Raw genomic sequence first — 22,746 nt, forward strand, 5'->3', positions numbered from 1 at the left:
CTCCAGCGCGGGATTCGCGTCAAAGCAACTCCGCACGTTCCACGTGAAACACATCACTTGCCGATGCAGAACCGGCCGAACAGCGCATCGAGCATGTCCTCGGTCGTCGCGCGCCCGACCAGCGCGTCAAAGGCCACCCGCGCCACGCGCAGCGCTTCCGCCACCAGCAAGGGGTCGCTCTCCCGCCGGGCATCGCGCAAGGCCCTTTCCGCCTGCCCCAGCAAGGCGTGCTGGCGCTGGTTGAGCGCCGCGTCGCCGGGACGCGGCATCGCCCTTGCCGCCGTCTCGACAAGATCGCGACGCAAGTCGTCGAGACCCGCCCCGGTCACGGCCGAGACACGGTGGCGCGGCGCGGCCTTGTCGGCAGAGCCTGCCCGGTCGCACTGTGGCTCGATCTCCCACGCCCCTTCGGGCCCCACCCCTTCAGGTCCCAGCCAGAGCACGAGGTCGGCCCGCTCAAGCGCCGCACGGGCGCGGGCAATGCCGATGACCTCGATCTCGTCACCGGATTCGTCGCGCAGGCCCGCCGTATCGGCGAAGACGAAAGGCATGCCGCGGATGGCCACCGCGCGGGTAAGGACGTCACGCGTGGTTCCGGCGAGCGGCGCGGTGATAGCCGCCTCGTCTTCGACCAGCGCATTGAACAGCGTGCTCTTGCCGGCGTTGGGCGGCCCCGCCAGCACGACGCGAAAGCCCTCCCGCAAGGTCTCCGCACGCGGGCGCGCAAGCCATTCGGACAAGTCCCCGGCAAGCGCGTCGAGCCGCACGGAAAAGTCCGCCGGCAGTTCCACGACATCGTCCTCGTCCGCGAAATCGAGCACCGCCTCGACCGCCGCCGAGGCCATCAGCACCCGCTCGCGCCAGTCCTCAACCTGCTTCGAGAAGGCACCGCCCGCCATGGCGATCGCGGCACGGCGCTGCAATTCGGTCTCCGCGGAAAGCAGGTCCGCCAGGCCTTCCGCCTCGGCGAGATCGATCCGCCCATGGGCAAAGGCCCGCCGCGTGAACTCCCCGGGCTCGGCGCGGCGCAAGCCCGGCAGCGCCGACAGCGCGCGCTCCACCGCCGCCACGACCGCCCTGCCCCCGTGCAGGTGCAGCTCGGCAAGGTCCTCGCCGGTGGCGGTATTCGGTCCGGGGAACCACAGCACGAGCGCCTGGTCGAGCACTGTTCCACGTGGAACACGCAAGGTGCGATAGCTGGCGACGCGCGGTCCGGGCAGGCTACCCGCAAGCGCCGCGAGCGCCGCACCGGCTTGTCGCCCGCTCACCCTGACCACCGCAATGGCGGCAGGAGGCGACCCGCTGGAAAGCGCGAAGATCGTATCCGTCATGATCGTGACCTGGACTGCTACCCCCACGAGGGGAGCCTTCCGCGAATCCCTTAGTCCCCGTCTTTCCTGGGCTTGCCGGACGCTGCGCCAGCGCCGCTCATCGCCATGGCCACACCGCTTTCGAGGAACTTCTGGAACATCTTCAACCCGAACTCGCCCATTGGCGCGACCTGCTTGGTCAGTTCCTGGAGCTGGTCGAAATTGCCCGCGCCCTGCATCGCCTTTGTCAGGGCGTCGACGTAGACTTCGTTGGCCTTGGTGACATCGGGCAGACCGAGAAAGCGCCGGGCTTCCTCTGGCGAGCATTCGACCTCGACATTGACCTTCATCCCGGCCTCCTGCTGGATTTCTTTGACATAGCTGACACATGCACTTCACAAAGTCCATTGCAAGAGCTTAGGCCGTGAACCTAACACCGCACGCGAAGGTGCCACCTCTGGCGAACAGGAGAGACCCCATGTCCACCAACACCCAAATCCCGACTCTCGACGGCGACGGCACGATCCCCGCCTATGTGGTGAAGCCCGAAGGCACCCCGCGCGGCGCGATCATCGTCCAGCAGGAGATCTTCGGCGTGGACGCCGGCATCCGCAAGAAGGCGGACGGCTGGGCAGCCAAGGGTTATCTCGCCGTGGCCCCCGACAGCTTCTGGCGCCAGAAGCCCGGCGTCGAATTCGATGCGGACAAGCCGGAGGAATTCCAGCAGGCCATCGAATTCATGATGAAGCACGATTTCGATCTCGGCATCCGCGATCTGGAAGCCGTGATCCACTGGATCCGCCGCGAAGCGGGCGTGCCCAAGGTCGGGCTCGTCGGTTACTGCATGGGCGGCAAGATCGCCTACATGGTCGCGGCCCGCACCGACATCGATGCCTCGGTCGGCTACTACGGCGTGGCGATCGACCAGATGCTGAACGAAAAGCACGCGATCGCGCGTCCGCTGATGCTGCATGTTCCGACCGCCGACGGCTTTGTGCCGGCCGAAGCGCAGAAGGCCATGCACGAAGGTCTGGACGACCATCCGCGCGTGACGCTCTACGACTACGAAGGGCTAGACCACGGCTTTGCCGCCGAAATCGGCTCGCGTCGCGATGAAGCCGGTGCCGCGCTGGCCGACAGCCGTACCGAAGCCTTCTTCGCCGAACACGTCGGATAAAGCGAGCAGCTATGGCACCGCGCTATGCCATGCCACTGGCGGTCGTTGCGATCACGGCCGCCTGCTGGTTCATCGTGCCCCTGCGCTGGGCGCTGGTCCTGCTCGTTCCGATCCTGCTGCTGACGCTGTGGGATTTCGTGCAGGGCCGCCACGCCCTGCGCCGCAATTACCCGCTGATCGCGCGCGTGCGCTGGCTGTTCGAGGACCTGCGCCCCTACCTGCGCGCCTATATCGTCGAAAGCGACCGCGAAGGGCGCCCCTTCACGATAGACGAGCGCGCGCTCGTCTATGCCCGTTCCAAGGGCGAAATCTCGACTCATCCCATGGGCACCGAGCTGGACGTCTATTCGGAGGAATACGAATGGCTCGGCCATTCGATCACGCCGAACGACGAAGCGCCGGAGACCTGGCATGTCCGCGTCGGCGGCGATCAATGCACAAGGCCCTATGACAGCGCCCTGCTCAACATTTCGGCGATGAGCTTCGGATCGCTTTCGGCGAACGCGATCGAGGCGCTGAACAAGGGCGCAGCGCTCGGCGGCTTCGCGCACGACACCGGCGAAGGCTCGATCAGCCGCTATCACCGCAAGCACGGCGGCGACCTGATCTGGGAACTGGGTAGCGGCTATTTCGGCTGCCGCCGCAAGGACGGCGGCTTCGACGCTGACCTTTTCGCCGAACAGGCGCAGGACGATCAGGTCAAGATGGTCGAGATCAAGCTGAGCCAGGGGGCCAAGCCCGGCCACGGCGGCATGCTGCCCGGCGCGAAGGTCACGCCCGAGATCGCAGAGGCGCGCAAGATCGAGGTCGGCGAGGGTTGCGTCTCGCCCCCTGCCCACTCGACCTTCTCCACCCCGATCGAACTGCTCGAATGGATCGTGCAGCTGCGCGAGCTTTCGGGCGGCAAGCCCGCCGGCTTCAAGCTCTGCGTCGGCCAGCCGCATGAAGTCATGGCCATCGTCAAGGCCATGCTCGAAACCGGAATCACGCCGGATTTCATCGTCGTCGACGGTGCCGAAGGCGGCACCGGCGCAGCGCCGCAGGAACTGACCGACAATGTCGGCATGCCCCTGCGCGAAGGCCTGATCCTGATGCGCAACGCACTTGTCGGCGCGAACCTGAAGGACCGCGTCCGGATCGGCGCTTCGGGCAAGATCCACTCGGGCGCGGGCATGGCTCGCGCCTTCGCGCTGGGCGCCGACTGGTGCAATGCCGCGCGCGCCTTCATGTTCTCGCTGGGCTGCGTCCAGTCGATGAAGTGCCACACCGGCGAATGCCCGAGCGGCGTGGCAACACAGGTACCCTGGCGCCAGATAGGCCTGGTGGTGGACGACAAGGCCGAACGCGTCGCCCGGTTCCAGAAGGAAACGCTCAAGTCGCTGCGCGAGATCGTCGTCGCCATGGGCTACGACAGCCCCTGGGATCTCACCCAGCACGACATGTACCAGCGCATCGACAGCGCCAAGGCCGGCCCGCTCGACGAAGTCTACAACTTCCTCCGGCCTGGACAGCTGCTCGCGGATCCCGCCTCGACGCGATATGCCCGTGCCTGGGAGGTCGCCCGGGCCGATACCTTCCGCCGCGTAAACTGAAAGAGCCGACTATGACGACCAGGGGATACCGGATGATCGTCAGGGCCCACGGCGGCCCCGAAGTGATCGAGCGCGAAGCGTGGGACGTGCCTTCGCCCGGCCCCGGCGAGATCCTGATCGAGACCGAAGCCGTCGGCCTCAATTTCATCGACACGTACTATCGCAAGGGGCTCTATCCCGATGCGTTGCCGATCCAGCTCGGTGCCGAAAGCGTCGGGCGGATCATGGCACTGGGCGATGGCGTGAGCGGGTTTTCGGTAGGGGAGCGGGTCGGCACGACGCAGAACGGCGGCGCCTATTCCACGCACCGCCTGATCCCGGCGGCGCAGGCCATCCGCATTCCTGACGGCATCGCTTCCGAAACCGCGGCTGCGATCATGCTCAAGGGGCTGACCGCCTGTTATCTGGCCGAGGATACTTTTGCCGCCGAGGCGGGACACATCGCGCTGGTCCACGCTGCCGCGGGCGGCGTGGGCTCGCTGCTGGTGCCCTGGCTGGTCGACAAAGGCGTGACGGTGATCGCCCATAGCGGTTCGCCCGAAAAGGCCGCTCAGGTGCCTTGCCCGCATTCGCTGTCCTGCGCCTTCGATGAGCTGCCCGGTGCCGTTGCGGAGATAACCGGCGGCGCAATGTGCCATGTCGCCTACGACGGCGTGGGCGCGGCCTCGTGGTCGGCCTCGCTCGCCTCGCTGCGCCGGCGCGGGATGATGGTGAGCTTCGGCAATGCCTCGGGCGCGGTGCCGCCGATCTCGTTGCTCGACCTGATGCGCGGCGGCTCGCTCTACGCCACCCGCCCTACCCTCGCCGACTACATCGCCACGCCCGAAATGCTGGCCACAAACGCGAGCAAGCTGTTCGACCGCATCGCCAGCGGCGTGCTCGATCCCCACATCGGGCAGACCTTCAGGCTGGAAGAGGCTGCACAGGCACATCGCGCGCTGGAAAGCCGGGCCACCACCGGCTCGACCGTGCTGATCCCCTGATCGCTTTCCTACACGGCGCGGGCCTGTCATGATCGACAGGCTCCTTCGCATTGTCGGCCCAAACGCGAAACGCGCCGGATCTTCACCGGCGCGTTTCACATATCATACTGAATAATTGCGATTTTATCACGACTTCGCCATGCGCTGTATGGACGAACTTCGTGAAGTTCTCAGGCGGCTTCCTTCTCGATGAACTCGGGATAGAAGCTCGGCTCACGGTCCGACCAGCCCGGCGCGGTCGCGGCGGCTTCGCTGATCGAATGGAGCAGCGTCTTGCGCCGGTCGGGGCGGATCTGCGGCAAGGCCGCGGCCCCGCAGAAGGCGCCCGGCAGCCAGGGGCGGACCCAGGCGCCCAACAGGCGTTCATAGAGAAAACGGAAAGCCGAGAAGCTGCCCAGCTTCTCCTGCGCAAGGTCGAACGCAGCCATACGCACCATCTTGCCCATGAAAGCCTCGACATCGTCGAAACCGATGTCGTCCGGACGCATGGTGCGAAGCGCCTTGAGATCCTGATAGGCGACGTACTGTTTGCGGATCGAGGCAACTTCGACCTCGTCGCGTGCCCAGAGCTTGAATGCGTCCTGGCGGCCAAGGCCGACATCGAGGCTGCGACGGATGTAACGCTGCTCGCAGGACGTGAAGCTGGCGAATTCGCGCAGTTCGCTGATCGTCAGAGTTGCCGTGCCCACATAGGCCATGATCGTGATCCCCGTCTCCGTGATCCCTGTGATTCGCAAGGGATGCCCCCCTTCACGCTTCGCAGTTAACCATTCGACCGGTTACGAACTCATTAACTATGCAATGGTTTGTCCGCCACGTCGCCCAAGGACGCGCGCAAGCTGGTCAGCTAATTGTTGTAAAGCAGGCCTTTTCCTTCCGGACGCACGACATTGCGCCGCGATCAGATCAGGCCGGCAAGCGGGCTGGAAGGATCGGCATAGCGGCGCGTGCCCATGCGCCCGGCGAGATAGGCGTCGCGCCCGGCCTCTACCGCGAGCTTCATGGCACGGGCCATGCGGAGCGGGTCCTTGGCCTCGGCAATCGCGGTGTTCATCAGCACGCCATCGCAGCCCAGCTCCATCGCCACGGCCGCGTCCGACGCGGTGCCCACGCCCGCATCGACGAGCACGGGAACATTGGCGCCCTCCACGATCAGGCGCACCGTCACCTTGTTCTGGATGCCCAGACCGGAACCGATCGGCGCGCCCAACGGCATGATCGCCACCGCGCCGGCTTCCTCTAGCTGCTTGGCCGCGATCGGATCGTCCACGCAATAGACCATCGGCGCAAAGCCTTCTCCGGCCAGCACTTCGCAGGCCTTCAGCGTCTCGCGCATGTCTGGATAGAGCGTGCGCGCCTCGCCCAGCACTTCCAGCTTCACGAGATCCCAGCCTCCCGCCTCGCGCGCCAGCCGCAACGTGCGGATCGCTTCCTCGGCCGTGAAGCAACCGGCGGTGTTAGGCAGGTAGGTGATCTTCTTCGGATCGATGAAGTCCGTCAGCATCGGTGCCTTGGGGTCCGAAATGTTGACCCGGCGCACCGCCACGGTGACGATCTCCGCGCCCGAAGCCTCGACGGCGGCCGCATTCTGCGCGAAGTCCTTGTACTTGCCAGTGCCCACGATCAGGCGCGACGTGAAGGTGCGCCCGGCAACGGTCCAGGTATCGGCGGTCTTCTCGGCAACGGTATCGGTCAAGGTTCGCATCCTTTCGGGATCGCGGAAAGTTCAGAAAAGCGCGGCCGGCAGGCTTACCCGCCGCCCACGAAGTGCACGATCTCCAGCACGTCGCCATCGGCCAGTCGCACATCGGCCAGCATCGAGCGCGGCGCTATCTCGGCATTGTGCTCGACGGCAACCTTTTTTGGATCGAGTCCGAGGCTGGCAACGAGATCGGCGATCGACGCACCTACGCCGATCCGGCGCGGTTCGCCATTTACGGTCAGCAGAAGTTCGCCAGAGGTTTCAAGAGCCATGCTATGCGCAGATAGCGCTCAGCAGGCGGTGTGCAAGTTCCGAATGTGCGCATAGGCGACCAGCGACACGCCGATGACCGTCAGCACGGCCTCGGGAAGGCCATGGCCCACCATGATCGCGGCCGCCATCAGCGACAGGCCCAGCCCGCCGAGCAGCAACGGCATGACCCGCCCATGGCGCAGGACGCCGAAACCCAGCGAGACGAGACCCACGACAAGCGCCAATGCCAGCCCGACCCGGTGAATCGCAGGCGAAAGCAACACTTCGCCGCCAAGCCCTAGGGCTCCGACAAGGACCACGCCCAGCACGCAATGCACCGCGCACAAGCCACTCAAGAGAATTCCGGCACGGTCCAGTCGGTTTCGAATCGCGAAAAAGGCACTACGCATGCCGGTGCAGATATGTGATGTTGTAACATCATTCAAGGCCTGTCCCGTCTTTCGACATTTGTACCATGCCGCAGGCTGCCCCCCTTGCGCAAACCGCTGTGAAATCGCAGGGAACAGGGCCATGAGAGACGCACAATCATGAGAGTCCCCGACGGTCGCCCCCTCATCGGTACATCCGATGACATTGCCCCCATGGTGCGCTGGCTGCTGTTCGTCGCCGCGCTCGTGGTTCTGATCGTCGCCGTGGGCGGCATCACGCGGCTCACCGAGTCCGGATTGTCCATCACCCAATGGAAGCCGATCACCGGCGCGATTCCGCCGCTCTCCGAGGCGCAGTGGCAGGCAGAGTTCGCCGGTTACAAGAAGATCCCGCAGTACCTCGACGTCAACGGGCCGGCCGGCATGACGCTCGCCCAGTACAAGTTTATCTATTTCTGGGAATGGACCCACCGCCTGCTCGCGCGCCTGATCGGTATCGCTTTCGCGCTGCCGCTCGCCTGGTTCTGGTACAAGCGCACGATTCCCCTCGGGTACAAGGGGCGGTTCCTGGCGCTGCTCGCGCTCGGCGGCCTGCAAGGCGCGATCGGCTGGTGGATGGTATCTTCGGGCCTTACGCCCGAAGCCGCCGACCGGGTCAGCCACTACCGCCTCGCCGCGCATCTCCTGGTGGCGCTCACGACACTGGGCGGCCTTGTCTGGACCGCGCTCGATCTCAAGGGGCTGCGGCGCGGGGAGCCTGCCGCGCGCATAACCGGCTTCGGCATCATGGCGGTCGCGGTGCTGGTATTCCAGCTCTACATGGGTGCCACGGTGGCCGGCCTGCGCGCAGGCTATGTTGCCGGCGCGGGCTGGTTCAGCATGGACGCATGGCCGCTGATGCAGGGCCGGTTCTTTCCGGAGGGCATCGACTGGTCGGGCGGCGCCTTCCATGCCTTGTCCAACGATCCGTACCTCACCCATTTCGTTCACCGCTGGTGGGCCTGGGTCGTGGTCGCGGTGCTGATCGCGATGGGGCGCAGGCTGCGCGCCAAGCGCCAAAGGCTCGCCTCCGTCGCCATTCACAGCGCGTTCGGCACCCAGGTCATCCTCGGCATCTGCACCATCTGGTCGGGCGTAACCCTGTGGCTCGCGGTCGCGCACCAGCTCTGCGGCGCGCTCCTTGTCGCCGCGACCGTGTGGGGCGCACACGCCCTGGCGCGCCGCGACCCGGTGAACATCCTGAGCGCGCCGTGACCACGGCCGCTCTGGTCTGGTGCCCCTTCCCCGACGAAGACACCGCGATCGCGGCGATCCACGCCCTTCTCGATGAAAGACTGATCGCCTGCGGCAATGTCCTGCCCGGCATGACCTCCGTTTTCATATGGAACGGCACCAGGGACACGACCCGCGAGACCGGCGCCTTGCTGAAGACAAACGCCGACCTGCTCGATCGCGCCGTCCTTCGCCTCGCCGAACTGCACCCCTACGAGGAACCGGCAGTGCTCGGCTGGCGTTGCGATACGGGGGCTCCCGGGACCCTCGCATGGCTCGCGAATATCGTCTCCAATCCGTAGTGGTATTATTTTACCTCTACGAAACCCCGCAGCCTGCTTGACTTGACGCCGCATTTCGACGATTTGGCCGCCTTCCCGCGCATCGGGAGATTCGCATATCGCGATTCCTTCGAAGCGCGCACGAAACAAGGATAGACCAGCCATGAAGGCGCTCACGAAGGTCACCCGGTCGATCAAGCCGGCCGAGGTGGAAAAGAAGTGGCATCTGATCGATGCCGAAGGTCTGGTGGTTGGCCGTCTCGCGGTCATCGTCGCCGACCTGCTGCGCGGCAAGCACAAGCCGAGCTTCACCCCGCACGTCGATTGCGGCGACCACGTCGTCGTCATCAACGCCGAAAAGGTCAAGTTCACCGGCAACAAGCTGAAGCAGCAGACCTACTACAAGCACACCGGCTATGCCGGCGGCATCAAGGAAGTGACCGCGGACAAGGTTCTCGCCGGCCGCTTCCCCGAGCGTGTCCTCGAAAAGGCCGTTGAGCGCATGATCCCCCGTGGTCCGCTCGGCCGCGCGCAGATGCGCGCCCTGCACGTCTACGCCGGCACCGAGCACCCGCACGGTGGCACCCAGCCCGAAGCGCTCGACGTCGCTTCCATGAACCGCAAGAACAAGGTGGGCGCGTAATGTCCGATACCGATACCGTCCAGAGCCTGTCCGACCTCAAGGACCTCGGCACCGAAGTCGCAGCCGACACGGCTGAAACCTTCACCCCCGTCGTCTCGAACGCCCCGCTGCGCGAGCAGGAGCTCGACGCTCAGGGTCGCGCCTACGCCACTGGTCGCCGCAAGGACGCCGTGGCCCGCGTGTGGCTCAAGCCCGGCACCGGCAAGATCACCGTCAACGGCCGCGACCAGGAAGTGTACTTCGCACGTCCGACGCTGCGCCTCGTGATCGCCCAGCCGTTCCAGATCGCCGATCGTGATGGCCAGTACGACGTTGTCGCCACCGTCAAGGGCGGCGGCCTCTCGGGCCAGGCAGGCGCCGTCAAGCACGGCATCTCGCAGGCCCTTGCCAAGTACGAGCCCACCCTGCGCGCCACTGTCAAGGCCGCCGGCTTCCTCACCCGCGACAGCCGCGTGGTCGAGCGCAAGAAGTACGGCCGCGCCAAGGCACGCCGCAGCTTCCAGTTCTCGAAGCGCTAAGCGTTTCGCGAGCTACGGCTTACGAAAGGGGTCGCGGGAAACCGCGGCCCTTTTTCGTTGTCTGCGGGAAATACGGCGATGTCAGAACGACGTGGCCAGGCGCAGGGCGATTTCCGCCCGATGCACCAGCGGTGCCCCCGAAGCTAAGGCCTTCGCCCCGGACATTGCCTCGATGCTCATCATCGGCCAGCCTTCTTCAGGGGGCATCTGCAGGGCCACACGTGCCCCTCTCGCCGCCGCCGGCTCGCCGTTGGCCATCCGCACGACATCCTGTTCGAGCGAACGACCGCCCCATCCGCCCTGAGCAAACCAACCGCCCCTGATCTGCCATCCACTGGCATGTTCCAGCACGGCTTCGATGCCCACATTGCCTGCGTGGGTCTTTCGCCAGGATACGGGAGATTCGCGATCGCGCCGGCTCGTGGTCCCGGCAAAGGCACGCAGGGTGAAGACAGTATCCGGCCCCAGACTGTGCCAGCCTTCGATCTTCACCTCACGCACATGCATTTTCATGCGCGTCGCACCGATCGGCTCGGTACTTTCGCGTCGTGATCGCAGCGACAGCGCCTCCAGACCCCAACCGGCATCACCGTTGTCCGTCGCCAGATCTTTCGACTTCGCTCGCTCGACCGTCGTCCGGTCCGTCGCCGACCACTCCAGCGTCGCAGGCATGAACTGCACGGCATTGGCGCCAAGCGCCTTTATGCTCTCGCCATGCGCTGCAAGCGGTGCCGCCTGCAGGACAAGGCCACCCATAATCAGGCATCGACGCATTGTTCCGCCCTCCGCAACAACGCCGGATCTTCCACCCGGGGATATTGAACAGACGCCGCCAGCTGCCTGTCCCCTCACCTTGGCAGGAGTCCGCTCCCCACCGTCTCGCAAAGGTGAGGTGGTCGAATCGGGCGAAGTTCAAGAGCATTTCCTCCGGTGTCCGCACCGCACCCGAGCAGCGGCATCGCCACATTCACTTAACGGAACAACGATTGCGTCGGGCAGGTCGTGGCAGTCTAAGATCCATTAAAACCATATATTTTCGGATCTTAGAACAAATCTGCAAGATCAGATATCACACTTTGATCAGTACCTTCCAAAGACATTGTACATCACTTTGCATGATACCTTGCATAACATAATAGCTGTCTATACACAGGGGACATCCACAGGAGTTGATTCGATGTCCGAAATCGAAATCCAGTTGAAGAAAGGGGTGCTTGGCCTGTGCGTGCTAGCCCTGCTGTCACGCGGTGACAGCTACGCCTACGAGATTGCCAGCCGCATGGCTGACGCGGTCGATATGGGCGAAGGCACGATCTACCCGCTCATGCGCCGCATGCAGTCCGAAGGCCTGGTCACGACATATCTCGAGGAATCGCCCTCGGGCCCGCCCCGCAAGTACTACCGCATCACCCAAACCGGCCGCGCGCGGCTGGCCGCCCAGGTCGAGGAATGGCGCGGCTTCACCGCCGCCGTCGACGGCCTGCTCGACGGCACCCTCGCCGCCTCCGCCGACAGCGCAGATCAGGAAGGGGAACCCAGCCATGACGCGTAACGAATTCATCAGGCGCCTGAAAGGCGGCCTCAAGGGCATGCCCCAGGCCGATATCGACGAGATCGTCGCCGACTACGAAGAGCACTTCGAAGCCGGCATGGCCGAAGGCCGCAGCGAGGAAGAAGTCGCTGCCGCCCTGGGCAACCCTGCCCGCCTCGCCCGCGAACTGCGCTTCGAGGCCGGCTTCCGCAACTGGGAAAGCGACCGTTCGCCATCCTCTGCCTGGGCCGCCATCCTGGCGTTCATGGGGCTGGCCACGATCGATATCCTGATCCTCTTGCCGATAGTCCTGCCGATCATCGGCGTGGTGTTCGGCCTCTTCGTGGCCGTCGTCGCCTGCTTCGTTGCCGGCGGCTTCATCCTGATCGCCGGGCCGTTCAGCGGCTTTCCCGGCGGCTGGCTGGTCGCGGTCCTGGCCGGACTGGGCACGATGAGCGCTTCGGTCGCGGCCGGCGCGCTGCTGACGCTGGTCAGCATCTGGATCATCAACGCCCTCATGTGGTTCGGCCGCCTGCACTACCGCGTGATCGAACCTGCCATCCATTCCGAAGACTGACGGGACGAAAGAAAGGAAACCGAGATGTTCAGGAAACTGCTCATCGTATTCGCCAGCGGCGTGATCCTGTCGATCGTCGCATTCAGCGCGGCATGGCTCGTCGGCGGAGATACGCTCAAGAAGGAATTCACCGAAGGCCATGGCTGGTCATGGACCATCGGCGACGACGAAGATCAGGGGCCGCGCAAGACCCGCACCTTTGCGGTCGCATCCGGCACCCGGCTGGCCATGGAAGTCCCGGTAGAGCTAAGCTTCACCCGGGGCGACAAGGCCGAGATGGTCGTGACGGGTCCCACCAAGATCGTCGACCGGCTGGTCTGGAAGGACGGCCGCCTGTCGGTCCCCGGCCGTGTCAATATGCATCACGGCCTCAAGGTCAGGATCACGGCCCCCGAAATCACCGGCCTGGATCTGGATGCACCTGGCGACGTGACGCTCACGGGTCTCCAGCAGGACCAGTTCACGCTGAAATCGGAAGGCGCGGTGAGCCTCGATGCCGACGGCAAGGTCCGCAAGGTCTTCATCACCAGCGAAGGTGCCGGCGACATCGACCTCGAACGGCTGGCTGTCGAAGACGCCACTGTGCGCATGGATGGCGTGGGCGATGTCACCATCGGTGCCACGGGCCTTGTCGATATCGAAATCAACGGTGCGGGCCATGTGACGCTGGTGCGCAAGCCGGAAACGCTGCGCAGCCGCATCAACGGTGTCGGCTCGGTCGACCACGACTACTGAAAACAGGTTCAGGGAGGAGAGCCGCCGGCGTTCAGTACCCCCCTGCCCCGGCGGTCCCGAAAGGAAGGCCGCGCCGTCACCCCTGGACGGCGCGGCCTTTTCATTTCCGCGCCTTGCGGCTCAATGCACCGGCGGATCGACCGGAGGCACGGCGCCCACGGGAGAGACGGGTTCGCCCGTCCCACGCGGCGGCATGGCGTTTTCGGGCACGTCCGGGATCTGCATCTCCGGCGTCGGTACCTGGTCCAGATTGCGGGCCTCGACGCGAAGAACGTCGCCGTCGATGACGATCTCGTTGAAACTCGGCGGGGTCGACCGAATACGGCGCGACAGCGTGCCCGCCCCTATCATCCTGAGCGGACCGGCCGCCGTATCGGCGGTCAGATCGAACGGATCATGGATGTGGCCCGAAAGCACGGCCATGACCTGGCGGCCCGCAAGCGCTTCCATCGCCTTCGTTCCATTGATCGTCAGCAATTTGCCATCGCGCTCGCGGCGTTCGGTAAGCGGGTGGTGCGCGGCGACAAGGATGCGCGTATCCTTCGGATGGGCATCGATCGCCGCCAGGCAATCGGCCAGCGCCCTGTCGGTCACCCAACCGTTGGACCATGGGAAACGCTGCCATTGCGCGCGCGTCGCCGTCTGGAGCGGGACGATCGCAAGGCGTTCCAGATCGATCTCAGCATCGACCATCCGCTTGATAGCCCTGAACCGCCGGAACGGCGCGAAGAACCGCTCGAACAGGTTGAAGTAGGGCATGTCGTGATTGCCGATTTCAACCGTTACCGGCACGTCGAGCCCAGTGATCCATTCGCAGGCAGCCCGAAACTCGCCGTGCCGCGCCCGCATTGTCAGGTCGCCTGTAATGGCAACCGCATCGGGACGCTCGCGCGCGATACAGGCCTCCGCCCAATCGAGCGCGCGCCGGTCTTCAAGCCCGAAATGGATGTCGCTCAGGTGAAAAAGCCTGATCGGGCTGCGGCGCCCTGAAGAAACCTTACCGTGCATCGCCTGTCGCCATGTGCGCCGTGTTCGTCACCGCGCCGCCATAGCCGTCCTGGCCTCGCCAGTCGACCACCCCTCTGCCTGTCCGTCGCGACCACATCGCATCACACCCTGCCGCTGGCGATCAGCCAGGCCGAAAGTCCGTTGAGCACGCTGTAGAAGGCATAGACCCAGGCCCAGCCGACGGACCCCGCCGCCGCCATGATCATCGCGCCGAGCAGCATCGCGAACTCGACAATCAGGCTCAGCCGGCCGCCGAGCGGCTGGAACAGCCATGGGACCTGGGCGAGCATGGGGTGATGGCTTTCGAGCACGGCCTTGTGGGCGGCGAAATTGAACACGCCCAGGCAGAAAACGATGACGAGAGCCGACATTGCCGTCCTTGTACCGTGCGGCCGTCCGCCTGACCAGCACCTGGCGCCATTTCCCGGCACCCACGCCCGAATCGGTTTCCCAGCGGCGGCACGCGCGCAACATCATGTCACGCCGCTCGTCGACTACAGATGTCGTTCGTCCGTCCTTCTCGCGCTTTGTCGAACCTCGAAGCCCGCAATCGAACCTCGCGTGAATGGCGGCGGGATCGGGCGCACAACACACTCATCGGGCCGGTCAGCCCCCCCCTTGGACCGGCCCGCCAGAGGAGGAAATCACGATGTTCAAGAAAGCCACCCTTGCCGCCGCCCTGGCCGGCCTTGCCCTGACCGCCACCCCCGTGCTCGCCGAAACCACGACGAAAGTGCGCGTCGAGATCAACGACCTCGACCTGACCACCCCCGAAGGCCAGCGCACGCTCGAGCTGCGCCTCGACACCGCCGCGCGCGAAGCCTGCGGCTACGACCAGCGCACCACCGGTTCGCGCCTGCCGACCGCAACTGCCCGGGCCTGCTACAAGCAGGCACATGCCAAGGCGCAGGACATCATGGCGACCGCCATTGCCCGCGCCTCCGACGACGCCCGCCTGGGCGGCTGAGACCCCGCGAAAACGACGGACCGGCGCCCCCCTTCAAGGCCGGTTCCGTCCTCGGATTACCCGAGGTCCCATAATAATAAGACCCGGAAAAACCTGGTGGGCCCTAGCGGCCCGCCATTTTTTTTACCGCCGGCAAATACGTGCGGCCGATCCGCAAGGCATCGCCGTCGGCCGTCTCCACCGACCATACGCCCAGCCCTTCATGCCGCAGACCGGACACGTGATCGCGGCGCACTATGCAGCTGCGGTGAATGCGGATGAACTGCTCGGGATCGAGCCGTTCTTCCAGACTGGTGATCGTCTGGAGCAACAGGAAGCTCTGTCCGTTCACATGGAGCCGGACATAATCGCGCTCGGCGTCGATGCGCCGGACGTCGTTGGCAGGCACGCGCACGAGTTCGGAGCGATGCGGCACCCAGAACTCCTCGAGCCACTGGCTGGTCTGTTCGGTCCGCTGGCCGCGGCGTGAAACGACCCGGCTGACGGCCCGTTCGAGGCGGTCCGGCGCGACAGGCTTGAGAACATAGTCCACCGCATCGAGATCGAACGCCTCTACGGCGAATTCGTCATGCGCGGTCACGAAGATCACCGCCGGCGGATTATCCTTGCCCGAAAGCTGGCGTGCGACGGCAAGGCCATCGGTCTCAGGCATCGTCATGTCGAGCAGGATCAGGTCGGGCGCAAGCGCATCGACCAGCCGCAAGGCCGCCTGGCCGTCGCTGGCCGTACCGATCACGGACACACCATCGATCCGGGCGCAAATGACCTGCATGCGTTCGACCGCGAGCGGCTCGTCATCGACGATGAGCGCACGAAGGGCAACACCGCCCTGCGGCGATCCGGCCTGCGTTTCAGCCATGGCCACGCTCCAGCGGCATACGAAGCTCCGTTTGGAAACCACCTTCCGGCCGCGGGCCGAAGGTCAGGGTACCAGCCTCGCCATAGCGGGCCCGCAGGCGATCCCGGACATTGGCGAGGCCGATGCCGCAGCCTTCGGCCTTGCCGCGCTCCCCGCCCGGCCCGTCATCGCTGACCGTAATCACAAGCTGCCCGCCTTCGCGCCGCGCACGAATGCCCACGGTCACGGGCCGCTGCGTCGCGGCCACCGCGTACTTCACCGAATTCTCTACGAGAGGCTGCAGGATCATGCCCGGCACCATCGCATCGATAGCGGCAGGGTCAATATCGATTCGCGTCACCAGTCGATTGGGAAACCGCACCGCCTCGATCGCGAAATAGAGCTTCTGCAGTTCGATTTCGTCCACCAGCCGAAGGTCGTTTGTCGGATCTCCGGAAAGGGTCCGCCGATAGAACGTCGACAGCGTCTGGATCATCTCCTCGGCATCTTCCTGGCGACCGGTCATGACCAGCGCGGAAAGCGAGTTGAGCGTGTTGAACAGGAAGTGAGGATTGACCTGATAGCGCAGGCTGCGCAGTTCCGCGGCTTCCGCTGCGCGTCGGTATTCGCCCTCGCGCCGCTCGGCCGCGCGGGCCTCTTCCGCCTTGGCGAGCGCGAAATAGAGCGCGGCCCATGCAAGCACGAGGAAGTAGCGGCCAAAGGCATTGTCGGCGATGGTCGCCCAGCGGGCATAGCTCTGGCCGAACATCGAACCGGTATGAATCGTGATCGCCGAGCCGCCGCCGTCCTGCTCCGGCGTGCCCGGCGGCACGTCGGTCGCATCGGGGTCCGGCGGTCGGGGCACGTTCGGCAGGTCGACGAGAATATTGCCGGCCTCGTCCCGCGAAATGCGCACCTTGCCGGTCCTGATCGCCTCGGCATCGCCTTCGTCACCATAGGCCTGCGTCACCGCGATGTCGGCGAAGATCACATCGTTGATGACGCTCAGCAGCAGCGAAAGCGGCAGGGCGCCGACCAGAACCACGGCCAGGCGCACCGGGCCCGACTTGCGGTCGAGCATCTGCAGCAAAGGCCACACCGCTGCCATGACCAGCATCGACAGGATGCAGATCGTCAGTCGGCGCGAGATGATCGGCCACGCGAAATCGAAGCCCATGAAGGCCCCGCGCAGCGTTGCGACCATGAAATAGCAGGCCCACAGCGCCGCAAGCGACAACAGGACAAGACGCGCCGGGACGCGCGGATTGTTGACTACATCCGTCATGACCGCCCCGGATACCGCGAAAACCGCGCCGCGCGCCAGTTCGCCGGTCGGCGCGCGTGCACTGTTCGTCGAACGCGCGCCAGCACCGATCTCAGCCGGCGAGCAACCCTTCCTTCGCGATCTTTTCCTGCCAGACCAGCGGCGCCAGCTGGTGGACGTTCTTGCCCTCGGAATCGACCGCGACGGTCACCGGCATGTCCTCCACGGTGAATTCGTAGATCGCTTCCATGCCGAGGTCCTCGAAGCCGACGACCTTGGCTTCCTTGATCGCGCGCGCCACGAGATAGGCCGCGCCGCCAACGGCCATGAGGTAGGCCGACTTGTGCTTGGCGATGGACTCGGTGGCGGCCGGGCCGCGCTCTGCCTTGCCGACGCAGGCCAGCAGGCCCTGCTCCAGCATCATGTCCATGAACTTGTCCATGCGCGTCGCGGTGGTCGGGCCCGCCGGGCCGACGACTTCGTCGCGCACCGGATCGACCGGGCCGACGTAGTAGATCACGCGGCCCTTGAACTCGACCGGCAGTTCCTCGCCCTTGGCGAGCATGTCCTGGATGCGCTTGTGCGCGGCATCGCGCCCGGTGAGCATCTTGCCGTTGAGCAGCAGGCGGTCGCCCTGCTTCCAGCTCTTCACGTCCTCTGCCGTCAGCGTGTCGAGATCGACGCGGATCGCCTCCTTGCTGGGCTTCCATTCGACCTTGGGCCAGTCGTTGAGGTTCGGCTTTTCAAGATAGCGCGGCCCCGAGCCGTCGAGCGTAAAGTGCGCATGGCGGGTGGCGGCACAGTTGGGGATCATCGCCACCGGCTTGTTCGCGGCGTGGCACGGCCAGTCGAGGATCTTGACGTCGAGGATGGTGGAAAGACCGCCCAGCCCCTGCGCCCCGATGCCCATGGCATTGACCTTGTCGAAGATCTCGATGCGCAGCGCCTCGATGTCGTTCTGCGGGCCGCGCGCCTTGAGCTGGCCCATGTCGATCGGGTCCATCAGGCTCTGCTTGGCGAGCTTGACGCAGTGTTCGGCCGTGCCGCCGATGCCGATGCCCAGCATGCCCGGCGGGCACCAGCCGGCACCCATCTGAGGTAGCATCTCGAGCACCCAGTCGACGATCGAATCGCTGGGATTCATCATCTTGAACTTGGACTTGGCTTCCGAGCCGCCGCCCTTGGCCGCCACGTCGATGGAAACCTTGCTGCCCGGCACCATCGAGACCGAAAGCACCGAAGGCGTATTGTCCTTGGTGTTGCGGCGAGTGAAAGCCGGGTCGGCCAGCACCGAGGCGCGCAGCTTGTTTTCCTTGTTGCCGTAAGCGCGACGCACGCCTTCATCGACCACTTCCTGCAGCGAGCGGTCGGATTCGAGACGGCAGTTCTGGCCCCACTCGATGAAGACGTTGACGATGCCGGTATCCTGGCAGATCGGCCGGTGCCCCTCGGCGCACATGCGGCTGTTGGTCAGGATCTGCGCGATCGCGTCCTTGGCAGCCGGGCCCTGCTCCGCCTCGTAGGCCTCGCCAAGAGCGCGGATGTAGTCCATCGGATGATAGTAGCTGATGTACTGCAGGGCGTCGGCGACACTCTCGATCAGGTCGTCTTCGCGGATGGTCACCATTTCGGCCATGTACAATGCGCTCCCGGTTAAGCGGATAACGTGAATTTCGCGGGCTCCCATAAGCCGGGCGCGGTCCATCGTCAAAGTGCTTGCATTGATCGACGAAGGTATCGTCAAAGCCCTTGGCCTTGATGGCGCCTTGGCCTAGAAGGCCCGCATAAATGCTGTCCTTGCGGAATATCGATGCGCTCGGGCGTGTTACCCGCGAATGCATGAGGGAATTGCACCAGATGACCTTGACCGAGGAACGGTCCGCACCCGAAGCCGAAATGGCTCCCATTGCCCATTCCGGCGCCCGCCACGCCATGATCGTCAGCCAGCTGCGCACCAGCGGCGTCAACGAGCCCTGGGTCCTGGCGGCCATGGCCGGCGTGGCCCGTGAGGACTTCGTTCCCGAAGCCATGCGCGATGCCGCCTATATCGACCGGGCCATTCCGCTTGGGAACGGCCGCTTCCTCGCCGCCCCGCTCGTGCACGGCAAGATCCTGTCCGAGGCCGCTCCGACGGCAACCGACAAGGCCCTGCTGGTCGGCGATGCGGATGGATACCTGGCGGCCCTGCTGCGTCCACTGGTCGGTTCGCTCGAAACCGTCGATCCCGCAGCCGTCTCCGGCATGACGGGCGAAGGCGGGTATTCGCTGATCGTCGTCGACGGCGCCATCGAGACGCTTCCCGAAACGCTCGGCGCGCAGATGGCCGAAGGTGGCCGTATCGTCACCGGTCTCATGGTCCGCGGCGTCAGCCGTCTTGCCACCGGCTGCAAGACCGCCGGCGCGGTCTCGCTGCTCCCGCTGGCCGAACTGGGCATTCCCGCGCTTCCCGAATTCGCTGCTCCCAAGCGCTGGAGCTTCTGATCGTGTCCCGGTTCGGGTCTCGGGCCGGGCTACTGGCCAGTACCGTCCTGTTCGCCGCAGCAGCAGCATCGCCGGTATCGGCCGATACGTTGCGCGATGCGCTGGTCATGGCCTACCAGACCAATCCCTCGCTCCAAGCGGCGCGCGCGCAGCAGCGCGGCGTGGACGAGAACGTGCCGATCGCTCGCGCATCCGGCCTGCCCAGCGCCAATGCCGATGCCACCTACACCGAGTTCCTGAAGCGCAGCCCGAATTCGTTCACGAGCCCCGAACGTGCGCTGTCCGCCGGCGTGAACCTGGGCGTGCCGATCTACTCCGGCGGCGCCGTCAAGAACCGGGTCAAGGCCGCGAAGTATCGGGTGAAGGCCGGTCAGGCCGACCTGCGCGGCAGTGAAAGCGACATCTTTTCGGCCGTCGTCGCCGCCTACATGGACGTGATCCAGAACGAGGCGATCGTCGGGCTGAACCGCAAGAACGTGGCCGTGCTGGAGGTCAACCTCCAGGCCACCAGCGACCGCTTCGAGATCGGCGACGTCACCCGCACGGACGTCGCACAGTCGCAGTCGCGCCTTGCCGTCGCGCAAAGCGATGCGCGCGCCGCCGAAGCCAACCTCGCAACCGCGCGCGAGACCTACATCCGGCTCGTCGGCAAGGCCCCCGAGGCGCTCGACGCGCCGCCGCCGCTGCCCAACCTGCCCGCGACCCCCGAGGAAGCGGTCACCACCGCGCTCGAAAGCAATCCCACCCTGATCGCCGCCCGCGAACAGACCAAGGCGGCGGAAAAGGACATCGACGTGGCCGGCGCCAGCCGCCTGCCGCGCCTCAGCCTCTTCGCCTCGGGCGCCTACAACGACTATTTCAACACCCTGGGTGGCCCCAGCTCGGCAGCCTTCTCGCAAACCGAGAAGACCGCGCAGGCCGGTGCCCAGATCTCGATCCCGATCTTCCAGGGCGGACTGCCCGCCGCGCAGCGCCGTCAGGCCCAGGCGCAGGCTTCGGCCGCGCTGGAAAACGAGATCGCAGCCGAACGCGGCGTCATCGCGCAGGTCCGATCGGCCTACAGTTCCTGGCTGGCGGCAAACGACGTGATCCGCTCGTCGAAAGTCGCCGTCGAAGCGGCCGCGCTCAGCCTCGAAGGCGTGCGGGCGGAAAACTCGGTGGGTAACCGCACGATCCTCGACATCCTCAATGCCGAGCAGGAATCGCTCAACGCGCAAGTCCGGCTGGTAACGGCGCGGCGCAATGCCTACGTGGCGGGCTTCAACCTGCTGGCCGCGATGGGCAAGGCCGAGGCGGACAACCTCAACCTCGACAACGACATCCTCTACGACCCGCAGGCCAACTACAAGCGGGTACACGGCAAGATCTTCGACTGGGACGACGATCCGGCTCCCGTCGCACAGTCGACTCGCACCGTTGACACGCCGGTGCAGGATGGGGAAATTCCGGAACAGTAGGCAACCGTCCCGATTCGGGACTGGTTAAGATTTGTGTCCTATGAAGGGCGCAACAGGGGGACAATCGGAATGCGGCAGAATGGCGAACCTTCGGTTGAAGAGATTCTCCAGTCTATCAAGCACGTTATCGCACGCGATAATCGCGTTGGCGCGCGCGTGGAGCGCCAGCGCCGCGCGACTGTAGGCGTCGACACGCTCGAAGATGTGCTGTCCGTCGACGAGGAAGTCGAGCCCGAGGAAGACGTGCTGGAACTGCAGGAAACGGCCCAGGTCGACGTCGAATCCGAACCGGAAGACGATGAACCCGCGCTGGTCCGTCCGCATGCGCGCGATTCGATGCGTGAATCGCTGGCCGCGCTTGCCATGCTGTCCGAGCCGGGCGTGCCGCCCCGAATCGTCCGGTCGGGAGAAACCTCGCTGGAGGACCTGACCCGCGAACTGCTGCGACCGGCCCTTGCGGAATGGCTCGACAAGAACCTGCCGCCACTGGTGGAGCGCATGGTCGCGGCCGAAATCTCACGGATCGTCGGCAAGAAGGGCTGATCCGGCGGATTTCCGCTCTGGACCCGCAAGCCCGCGCTCCCTACTTCGCAAGGCATGGCCAAACCCGACCCCGCGCTGCTCGATCCGGCGCGCTATCCCTTCACGTGCACGACGGAACCGCGTTTCGGCGACCTCGACGTGAACATGCACATCAACAACGTCGCCATGGCTTGCCTGCTCGAGGATGCCCGCGTGCGCTTTCACCGTGCCTGCGGCTATCGCGACCTGCTGGTCGGAAAGGCGTCGATGGTTGCCAGCGTGGCGATCGAATACATCGGCGAGGCGTCCTATCCCGAATGCGTACAGATCGCCTGCGCCATGGAACACATCGGCCGCACCAGTCACCGCCTCGTGCAGGTCGTAACGCAGGGCGGCAAGCCACTCGTCTTTGCCCGCACCGTGCTCGTTACTGTCGACCCCGAGGGGCCTTCGCCCCTGCCTGACACCTTCGCGGCATCGACCACCGCGTGGATGCTTCGGCCATGACTGCCTCGGCGAAGGAAATCGAGCAGGCCCGCGAAGCGCTGGCGAAGGCCGGCGGCGATGGCATCCAGCGCCATATCTTCATCTGCGCCGAACCGCAGAAAGGCGAATGCTGCACGCCCGAAAAGGGGCAGGCAGCCTGGAAATACCTGAAAAAGCGCCTCAAGCAGCTCGGCCTGGATGGGCCGAAAACGGAAACGGGCGGCGGCATTGCCCGAAGCAAGGCGGATTGCCTGCGCATCTGCGCCGCCGGACCGATCGCGGTCGTGTGGCCGGATGGCGTCTGGTACCACTCGTGCACTGAGGAGGCTCTGGAGAAGATCATCCAGCAGCACCTGATCGGCGGACAGCCGGTCGAGGAATACCGGCTCAGGCCTGCGGGCGACTGAACGGAGGGGCCTCGGCCCGCTGATTCCGGCCTAGGAGATCTTGCTGTCGTCGTCGAGCGGATCGACGATGCATTCGTCGTGCCCTGTCCCGCTCGAGAGGAACACCAGCCCCATCAGCGCCGACGTCAGCAGCATCGTGAAACCGATGCCCAGCGCAGTCGCGATGTAGAAGTGGATCGAGACCATCCCGTTGGAACGGTAGAGAATGAAAATCGCCGCCGCGACAAGACCGACGGTCAGCACCATCATCCAGCGCATGATGCGCAGATAGCGGGCCCAGGCGTGCGTCGCCTTCTCGGGGTCATCCAGGGGGGAAGGAGGAATCATCGCCCCCCATGTGAGGGCTGCGGGGCC

Annotated in this window: 29 protein-coding genes; 16 read left to right on the plus strand and 13 right to left on the minus strand. The window is 65.3% G+C overall.

What is annotated here, in order from left to right:
* Nucleotides 1-53 precede the first annotated feature (53 nt).
* Together mnmE and NZK81_RS17055 are read right to left on the minus strand one after the other, a co-directional pair.
* On the minus strand, nucleotides 54-1,331 hold the full coding sequence (gene mnmE, locus NZK81_RS17050) for a tRNA uridine-5-carboxymethylaminomethyl(34) synthesis GTPase MnmE (protein WP_260047402.1): 1,278 nt from the start codon (nucleotides 1,329-1,331) through the stop codon (nucleotides 54-56).
* A 50-nt stretch (nucleotides 1,332-1,381) separates the two neighbouring features.
* On the minus strand, nucleotides 1,382-1,660 hold the full coding sequence (locus tag NZK81_RS17055) for a DUF6489 family protein (protein ID WP_260047284.1): 279 nt from the start codon (nucleotides 1,658-1,660) through the stop codon (nucleotides 1,382-1,384).
* Between the two features lie 128 nt (nucleotides 1,661-1,788).
* On the opposite strand from NZK81_RS17055, the gene NZK81_RS17060 reads away from it, so the two are divergent.
* The 3 genes from NZK81_RS17060 to NZK81_RS17070 are packed head-to-tail and all read left to right on the plus strand — an operon-like array spanning nucleotide 1,789 to nucleotide 5,062.
* Nucleotides 1,789-2,487: a dienelactone hydrolase family protein gene (locus tag NZK81_RS17060; RefSeq protein ID WP_260047285.1), complete on the plus strand. Its 699-nt coding sequence runs from the start codon at nucleotides 1,789-1,791 to the stop codon at nucleotides 2,485-2,487.
* An 11-nt stretch (nucleotides 2,488-2,498) separates the two neighbouring features.
* The gene (locus tag NZK81_RS17065) at nucleotides 2,499-4,079 is read left to right on the plus strand and encodes an FMN-binding glutamate synthase family protein (RefSeq protein WP_419181707.1); all 1,581 of its coding nucleotides are present in this window, start codon (nucleotides 2,499-2,501) and stop codon (nucleotides 4,077-4,079) included.
* An 11-nt stretch (nucleotides 4,080-4,090) separates the two neighbouring features.
* A complete protein-coding gene (locus NZK81_RS17070; RefSeq protein ID WP_260047286.1) occupies nucleotides 4,091-5,062 on the plus strand; it encodes a quinone oxidoreductase family protein in 972 nt (323 codons plus the stop codon).
* A 170-nt stretch (nucleotides 5,063-5,232) separates the two neighbouring features.
* Here NZK81_RS17070 and NZK81_RS17075 read toward each other — a convergent pair whose 3' ends face one another.
* The 4 genes from NZK81_RS17075 to NZK81_RS17090 form a co-directional block, all read right to left on the minus strand.
* Nucleotides 5,233-5,760 carry a hypothetical protein gene (locus NZK81_RS17075; RefSeq protein ID WP_260047404.1) on the minus strand — a complete coding sequence of 176 codons (528 nt, stop codon included), beginning with the start codon at nucleotides 5,758-5,760 and terminating at the stop codon, nucleotides 5,233-5,235.
* Between the two features lie 203 nt (nucleotides 5,761-5,963).
* Nucleotides 5,964-6,758 carry a bifunctional sulfur carrier protein/thiazole synthase protein gene (locus tag NZK81_RS17080; protein ID WP_260047287.1) on the minus strand — a complete coding sequence of 265 codons (795 nt, stop codon included), beginning with the start codon at nucleotides 6,756-6,758 and terminating at the stop codon, nucleotides 5,964-5,966.
* Between the two features lie 53 nt (nucleotides 6,759-6,811).
* Nucleotides 6,812-7,036, minus strand: coding sequence for a sulfur carrier protein ThiS (gene thiS / locus NZK81_RS21745; RefSeq protein WP_260047288.1), 225 nt, complete (start codon nucleotides 7,034-7,036; stop codon nucleotides 6,812-6,814).
* 18 nt (nucleotides 7,037-7,054) lie between these two features.
* The gene (locus NZK81_RS17090) at nucleotides 7,055-7,426 is read right to left on the minus strand and encodes a MerC domain-containing protein (RefSeq protein WP_260047405.1); all 372 of its coding nucleotides are present in this window, start codon (nucleotides 7,424-7,426) and stop codon (nucleotides 7,055-7,057) included.
* 138 nt (nucleotides 7,427-7,564) lie between these two features.
* Here NZK81_RS17090 and NZK81_RS17095 point away from each other — a divergent pair, with 138 nt between their 5' ends.
* From NZK81_RS17095 to rpsI, 4 genes are all read left to right on the plus strand, one after another.
* Entirely contained in the window at nucleotides 7,565-8,659 is a 1,095-nt protein-coding gene (locus NZK81_RS17095) for a COX15/CtaA family protein (protein ID WP_260047289.1), read from the plus strand.
* The gene (cutA, locus tag NZK81_RS17100) at nucleotides 8,656-8,979 is read left to right on the plus strand and encodes a divalent-cation tolerance protein CutA (RefSeq protein WP_260047290.1); all 324 of its coding nucleotides are present in this window, start codon (nucleotides 8,656-8,658) and stop codon (nucleotides 8,977-8,979) included. The genes NZK81_RS17095 and cutA overlap by 4 nt, the downstream gene beginning before the upstream one ends.
* 142 nt (nucleotides 8,980-9,121) lie before the next feature.
* Nucleotides 9,122-9,601, plus strand: a complete 480-nt coding sequence (rplM, locus tag NZK81_RS17105) for a 50S ribosomal protein L13 (RefSeq protein ID WP_260047291.1) — start codon at nucleotides 9,122-9,124, stop codon at nucleotides 9,599-9,601.
* Nucleotides 9,601-10,119, plus strand: a complete 519-nt coding sequence (gene rpsI / locus NZK81_RS17110) for a 30S ribosomal protein S9 (protein WP_260047292.1) — start codon at nucleotides 9,601-9,603, stop codon at nucleotides 10,117-10,119. The genes rplM and rpsI overlap by 1 nt, the downstream gene beginning before the upstream one ends.
* Before the next feature lie 81 nt (nucleotides 10,120-10,200).
* On the opposite strand, the gene NZK81_RS17115 is transcribed toward rpsI, so the two are convergent.
* The gene (locus NZK81_RS17115) at nucleotides 10,201-10,893 is read right to left on the minus strand and encodes a hypothetical protein (protein ID WP_260047293.1); all 693 of its coding nucleotides are present in this window, start codon (nucleotides 10,891-10,893) and stop codon (nucleotides 10,201-10,203) included.
* A 403-nt stretch (nucleotides 10,894-11,296) separates the two neighbouring features.
* On the opposite strand from NZK81_RS17115, the gene NZK81_RS17120 reads away from it, so the two are divergent.
* From NZK81_RS17120 to NZK81_RS17130, 3 genes are read left to right on the plus strand one after another with little or no spacing between them, the layout of a single operon-like run.
* The gene (locus NZK81_RS17120; RefSeq protein ID WP_260047294.1) at nucleotides 11,297-11,671 is read left to right on the plus strand and encodes a PadR family transcriptional regulator; all 375 of its coding nucleotides are present in this window, start codon (nucleotides 11,297-11,299) and stop codon (nucleotides 11,669-11,671) included.
* Entirely contained in the window at nucleotides 11,661-12,227 is a 567-nt protein-coding gene (locus tag NZK81_RS17125; protein ID WP_260047295.1) for a DUF1700 domain-containing protein, read from the plus strand. Before NZK81_RS17120 ends, NZK81_RS17125 begins: the two co-directional genes overlap by 11 nt.
* 24 nt (nucleotides 12,228-12,251) lie before the next feature.
* On the plus strand, nucleotides 12,252-12,962 hold the full coding sequence (locus NZK81_RS17130; RefSeq protein WP_260047296.1) for a DUF2807 domain-containing protein: 711 nt from the start codon (nucleotides 12,252-12,254) through the stop codon (nucleotides 12,960-12,962).
* A gap of 120 nt (nucleotides 12,963-13,082) precedes the next feature.
* Here NZK81_RS17130 and NZK81_RS17135 read toward each other — a convergent pair whose 3' ends face one another.
* On the minus strand, nucleotides 13,083-13,970 hold the full coding sequence (locus tag NZK81_RS17135; protein ID WP_260047297.1) for a metallophosphoesterase family protein: 888 nt from the start codon (nucleotides 13,968-13,970) through the stop codon (nucleotides 13,083-13,085).
* Between the two features lie 101 nt (nucleotides 13,971-14,071).
* On the minus strand, nucleotides 14,072-14,341 hold the full coding sequence (locus tag NZK81_RS17140) for a hypothetical protein (protein WP_260047298.1): 270 nt from the start codon (nucleotides 14,339-14,341) through the stop codon (nucleotides 14,072-14,074).
* A gap of 278 nt (nucleotides 14,342-14,619) precedes the next feature.
* On the opposite strand from NZK81_RS17140, the gene NZK81_RS17145 reads away from it, so the two are divergent.
* Complete coding sequence (locus NZK81_RS17145; protein ID WP_311202109.1) at nucleotides 14,620-14,937, plus strand: UrcA family protein; 318 nt, start codon at nucleotides 14,620-14,622, stop codon at nucleotides 14,935-14,937.
* 103 nt (nucleotides 14,938-15,040) lie between these two features.
* Here NZK81_RS17145 and NZK81_RS17150 read toward each other — a convergent pair whose 3' ends face one another.
* The 3 genes from NZK81_RS17150 to NZK81_RS17160 form a co-directional block, all read right to left on the minus strand.
* Nucleotides 15,041-15,796 carry a LytR/AlgR family response regulator transcription factor gene (locus NZK81_RS17150; RefSeq protein WP_260047300.1) on the minus strand — a complete coding sequence of 252 codons (756 nt, stop codon included), beginning with the start codon at nucleotides 15,794-15,796 and terminating at the stop codon, nucleotides 15,041-15,043.
* A complete protein-coding gene (locus tag NZK81_RS17155) occupies nucleotides 15,789-17,060 on the minus strand; it encodes a histidine kinase (RefSeq protein ID WP_260047301.1) in 1,272 nt (423 codons plus the stop codon). Before NZK81_RS17155 ends, NZK81_RS17150 begins: the two co-directional genes overlap by 8 nt.
* Before the next feature lie 91 nt (nucleotides 17,061-17,151).
* Entirely contained in the window at nucleotides 17,152-18,675 is a 1,524-nt protein-coding gene (locus tag NZK81_RS17160; protein ID WP_260047302.1) for a fumarate hydratase, read from the minus strand.
* Between the two features lie 221 nt (nucleotides 18,676-18,896).
* On the opposite strand from NZK81_RS17160, the gene NZK81_RS17165 reads away from it, so the two are divergent.
* The 5 genes from NZK81_RS17165 (at nucleotide 18,897) to NZK81_RS17185 (ending at nucleotide 22,392) form a co-directional block, all read left to right on the plus strand.
* The gene (locus tag NZK81_RS17165) at nucleotides 18,897-19,520 is read left to right on the plus strand and encodes a protein-L-isoaspartate O-methyltransferase family protein (protein ID WP_260047303.1); all 624 of its coding nucleotides are present in this window, start codon (nucleotides 18,897-18,899) and stop codon (nucleotides 19,518-19,520) included.
* Nucleotides 19,521-19,522: 2 nt separating this feature from the next.
* Nucleotides 19,523-20,977: a TolC family outer membrane protein gene (locus tag NZK81_RS17170; RefSeq protein WP_260047304.1), complete on the plus strand. Its 1,455-nt coding sequence runs from the start codon at nucleotides 19,523-19,525 to the stop codon at nucleotides 20,975-20,977.
* A 69-nt stretch (nucleotides 20,978-21,046) separates the two neighbouring features.
* The gene (locus NZK81_RS17175) at nucleotides 21,047-21,520 is read left to right on the plus strand and encodes a DUF2497 domain-containing protein (RefSeq protein ID WP_260047305.1); all 474 of its coding nucleotides are present in this window, start codon (nucleotides 21,047-21,049) and stop codon (nucleotides 21,518-21,520) included.
* A gap of 54 nt (nucleotides 21,521-21,574) precedes the next feature.
* Nucleotides 21,575-22,006, plus strand: coding sequence for an acyl-CoA thioesterase (locus NZK81_RS17180; protein WP_260047306.1), 432 nt, complete (start codon nucleotides 21,575-21,577; stop codon nucleotides 22,004-22,006).
* Nucleotides 22,003-22,392: a (2Fe-2S) ferredoxin domain-containing protein gene (locus NZK81_RS17185; protein ID WP_260047307.1), complete on the plus strand. Its 390-nt coding sequence runs from the start codon at nucleotides 22,003-22,005 to the stop codon at nucleotides 22,390-22,392. Before NZK81_RS17180 ends, NZK81_RS17185 begins: the two co-directional genes overlap by 4 nt.
* A gap of 30 nt (nucleotides 22,393-22,422) precedes the next feature.
* On the opposite strand, the gene NZK81_RS17190 is transcribed toward NZK81_RS17185, so the two are convergent.
* Nucleotides 22,423-22,719, minus strand: a complete 297-nt coding sequence (locus NZK81_RS17190; RefSeq protein WP_260047406.1) for a hypothetical protein — start codon at nucleotides 22,717-22,719, stop codon at nucleotides 22,423-22,425.
* Nucleotides 22,720-22,746 lie beyond the last annotated feature (27 nt).

It is taken from the genome of Novosphingobium mangrovisedimenti (assembly GCF_025153475.1).
GTDB lineage: Bacteria > Pseudomonadota > Alphaproteobacteria > Sphingomonadales > Sphingomonadaceae > Novosphingobium > Novosphingobium mangrovi_A.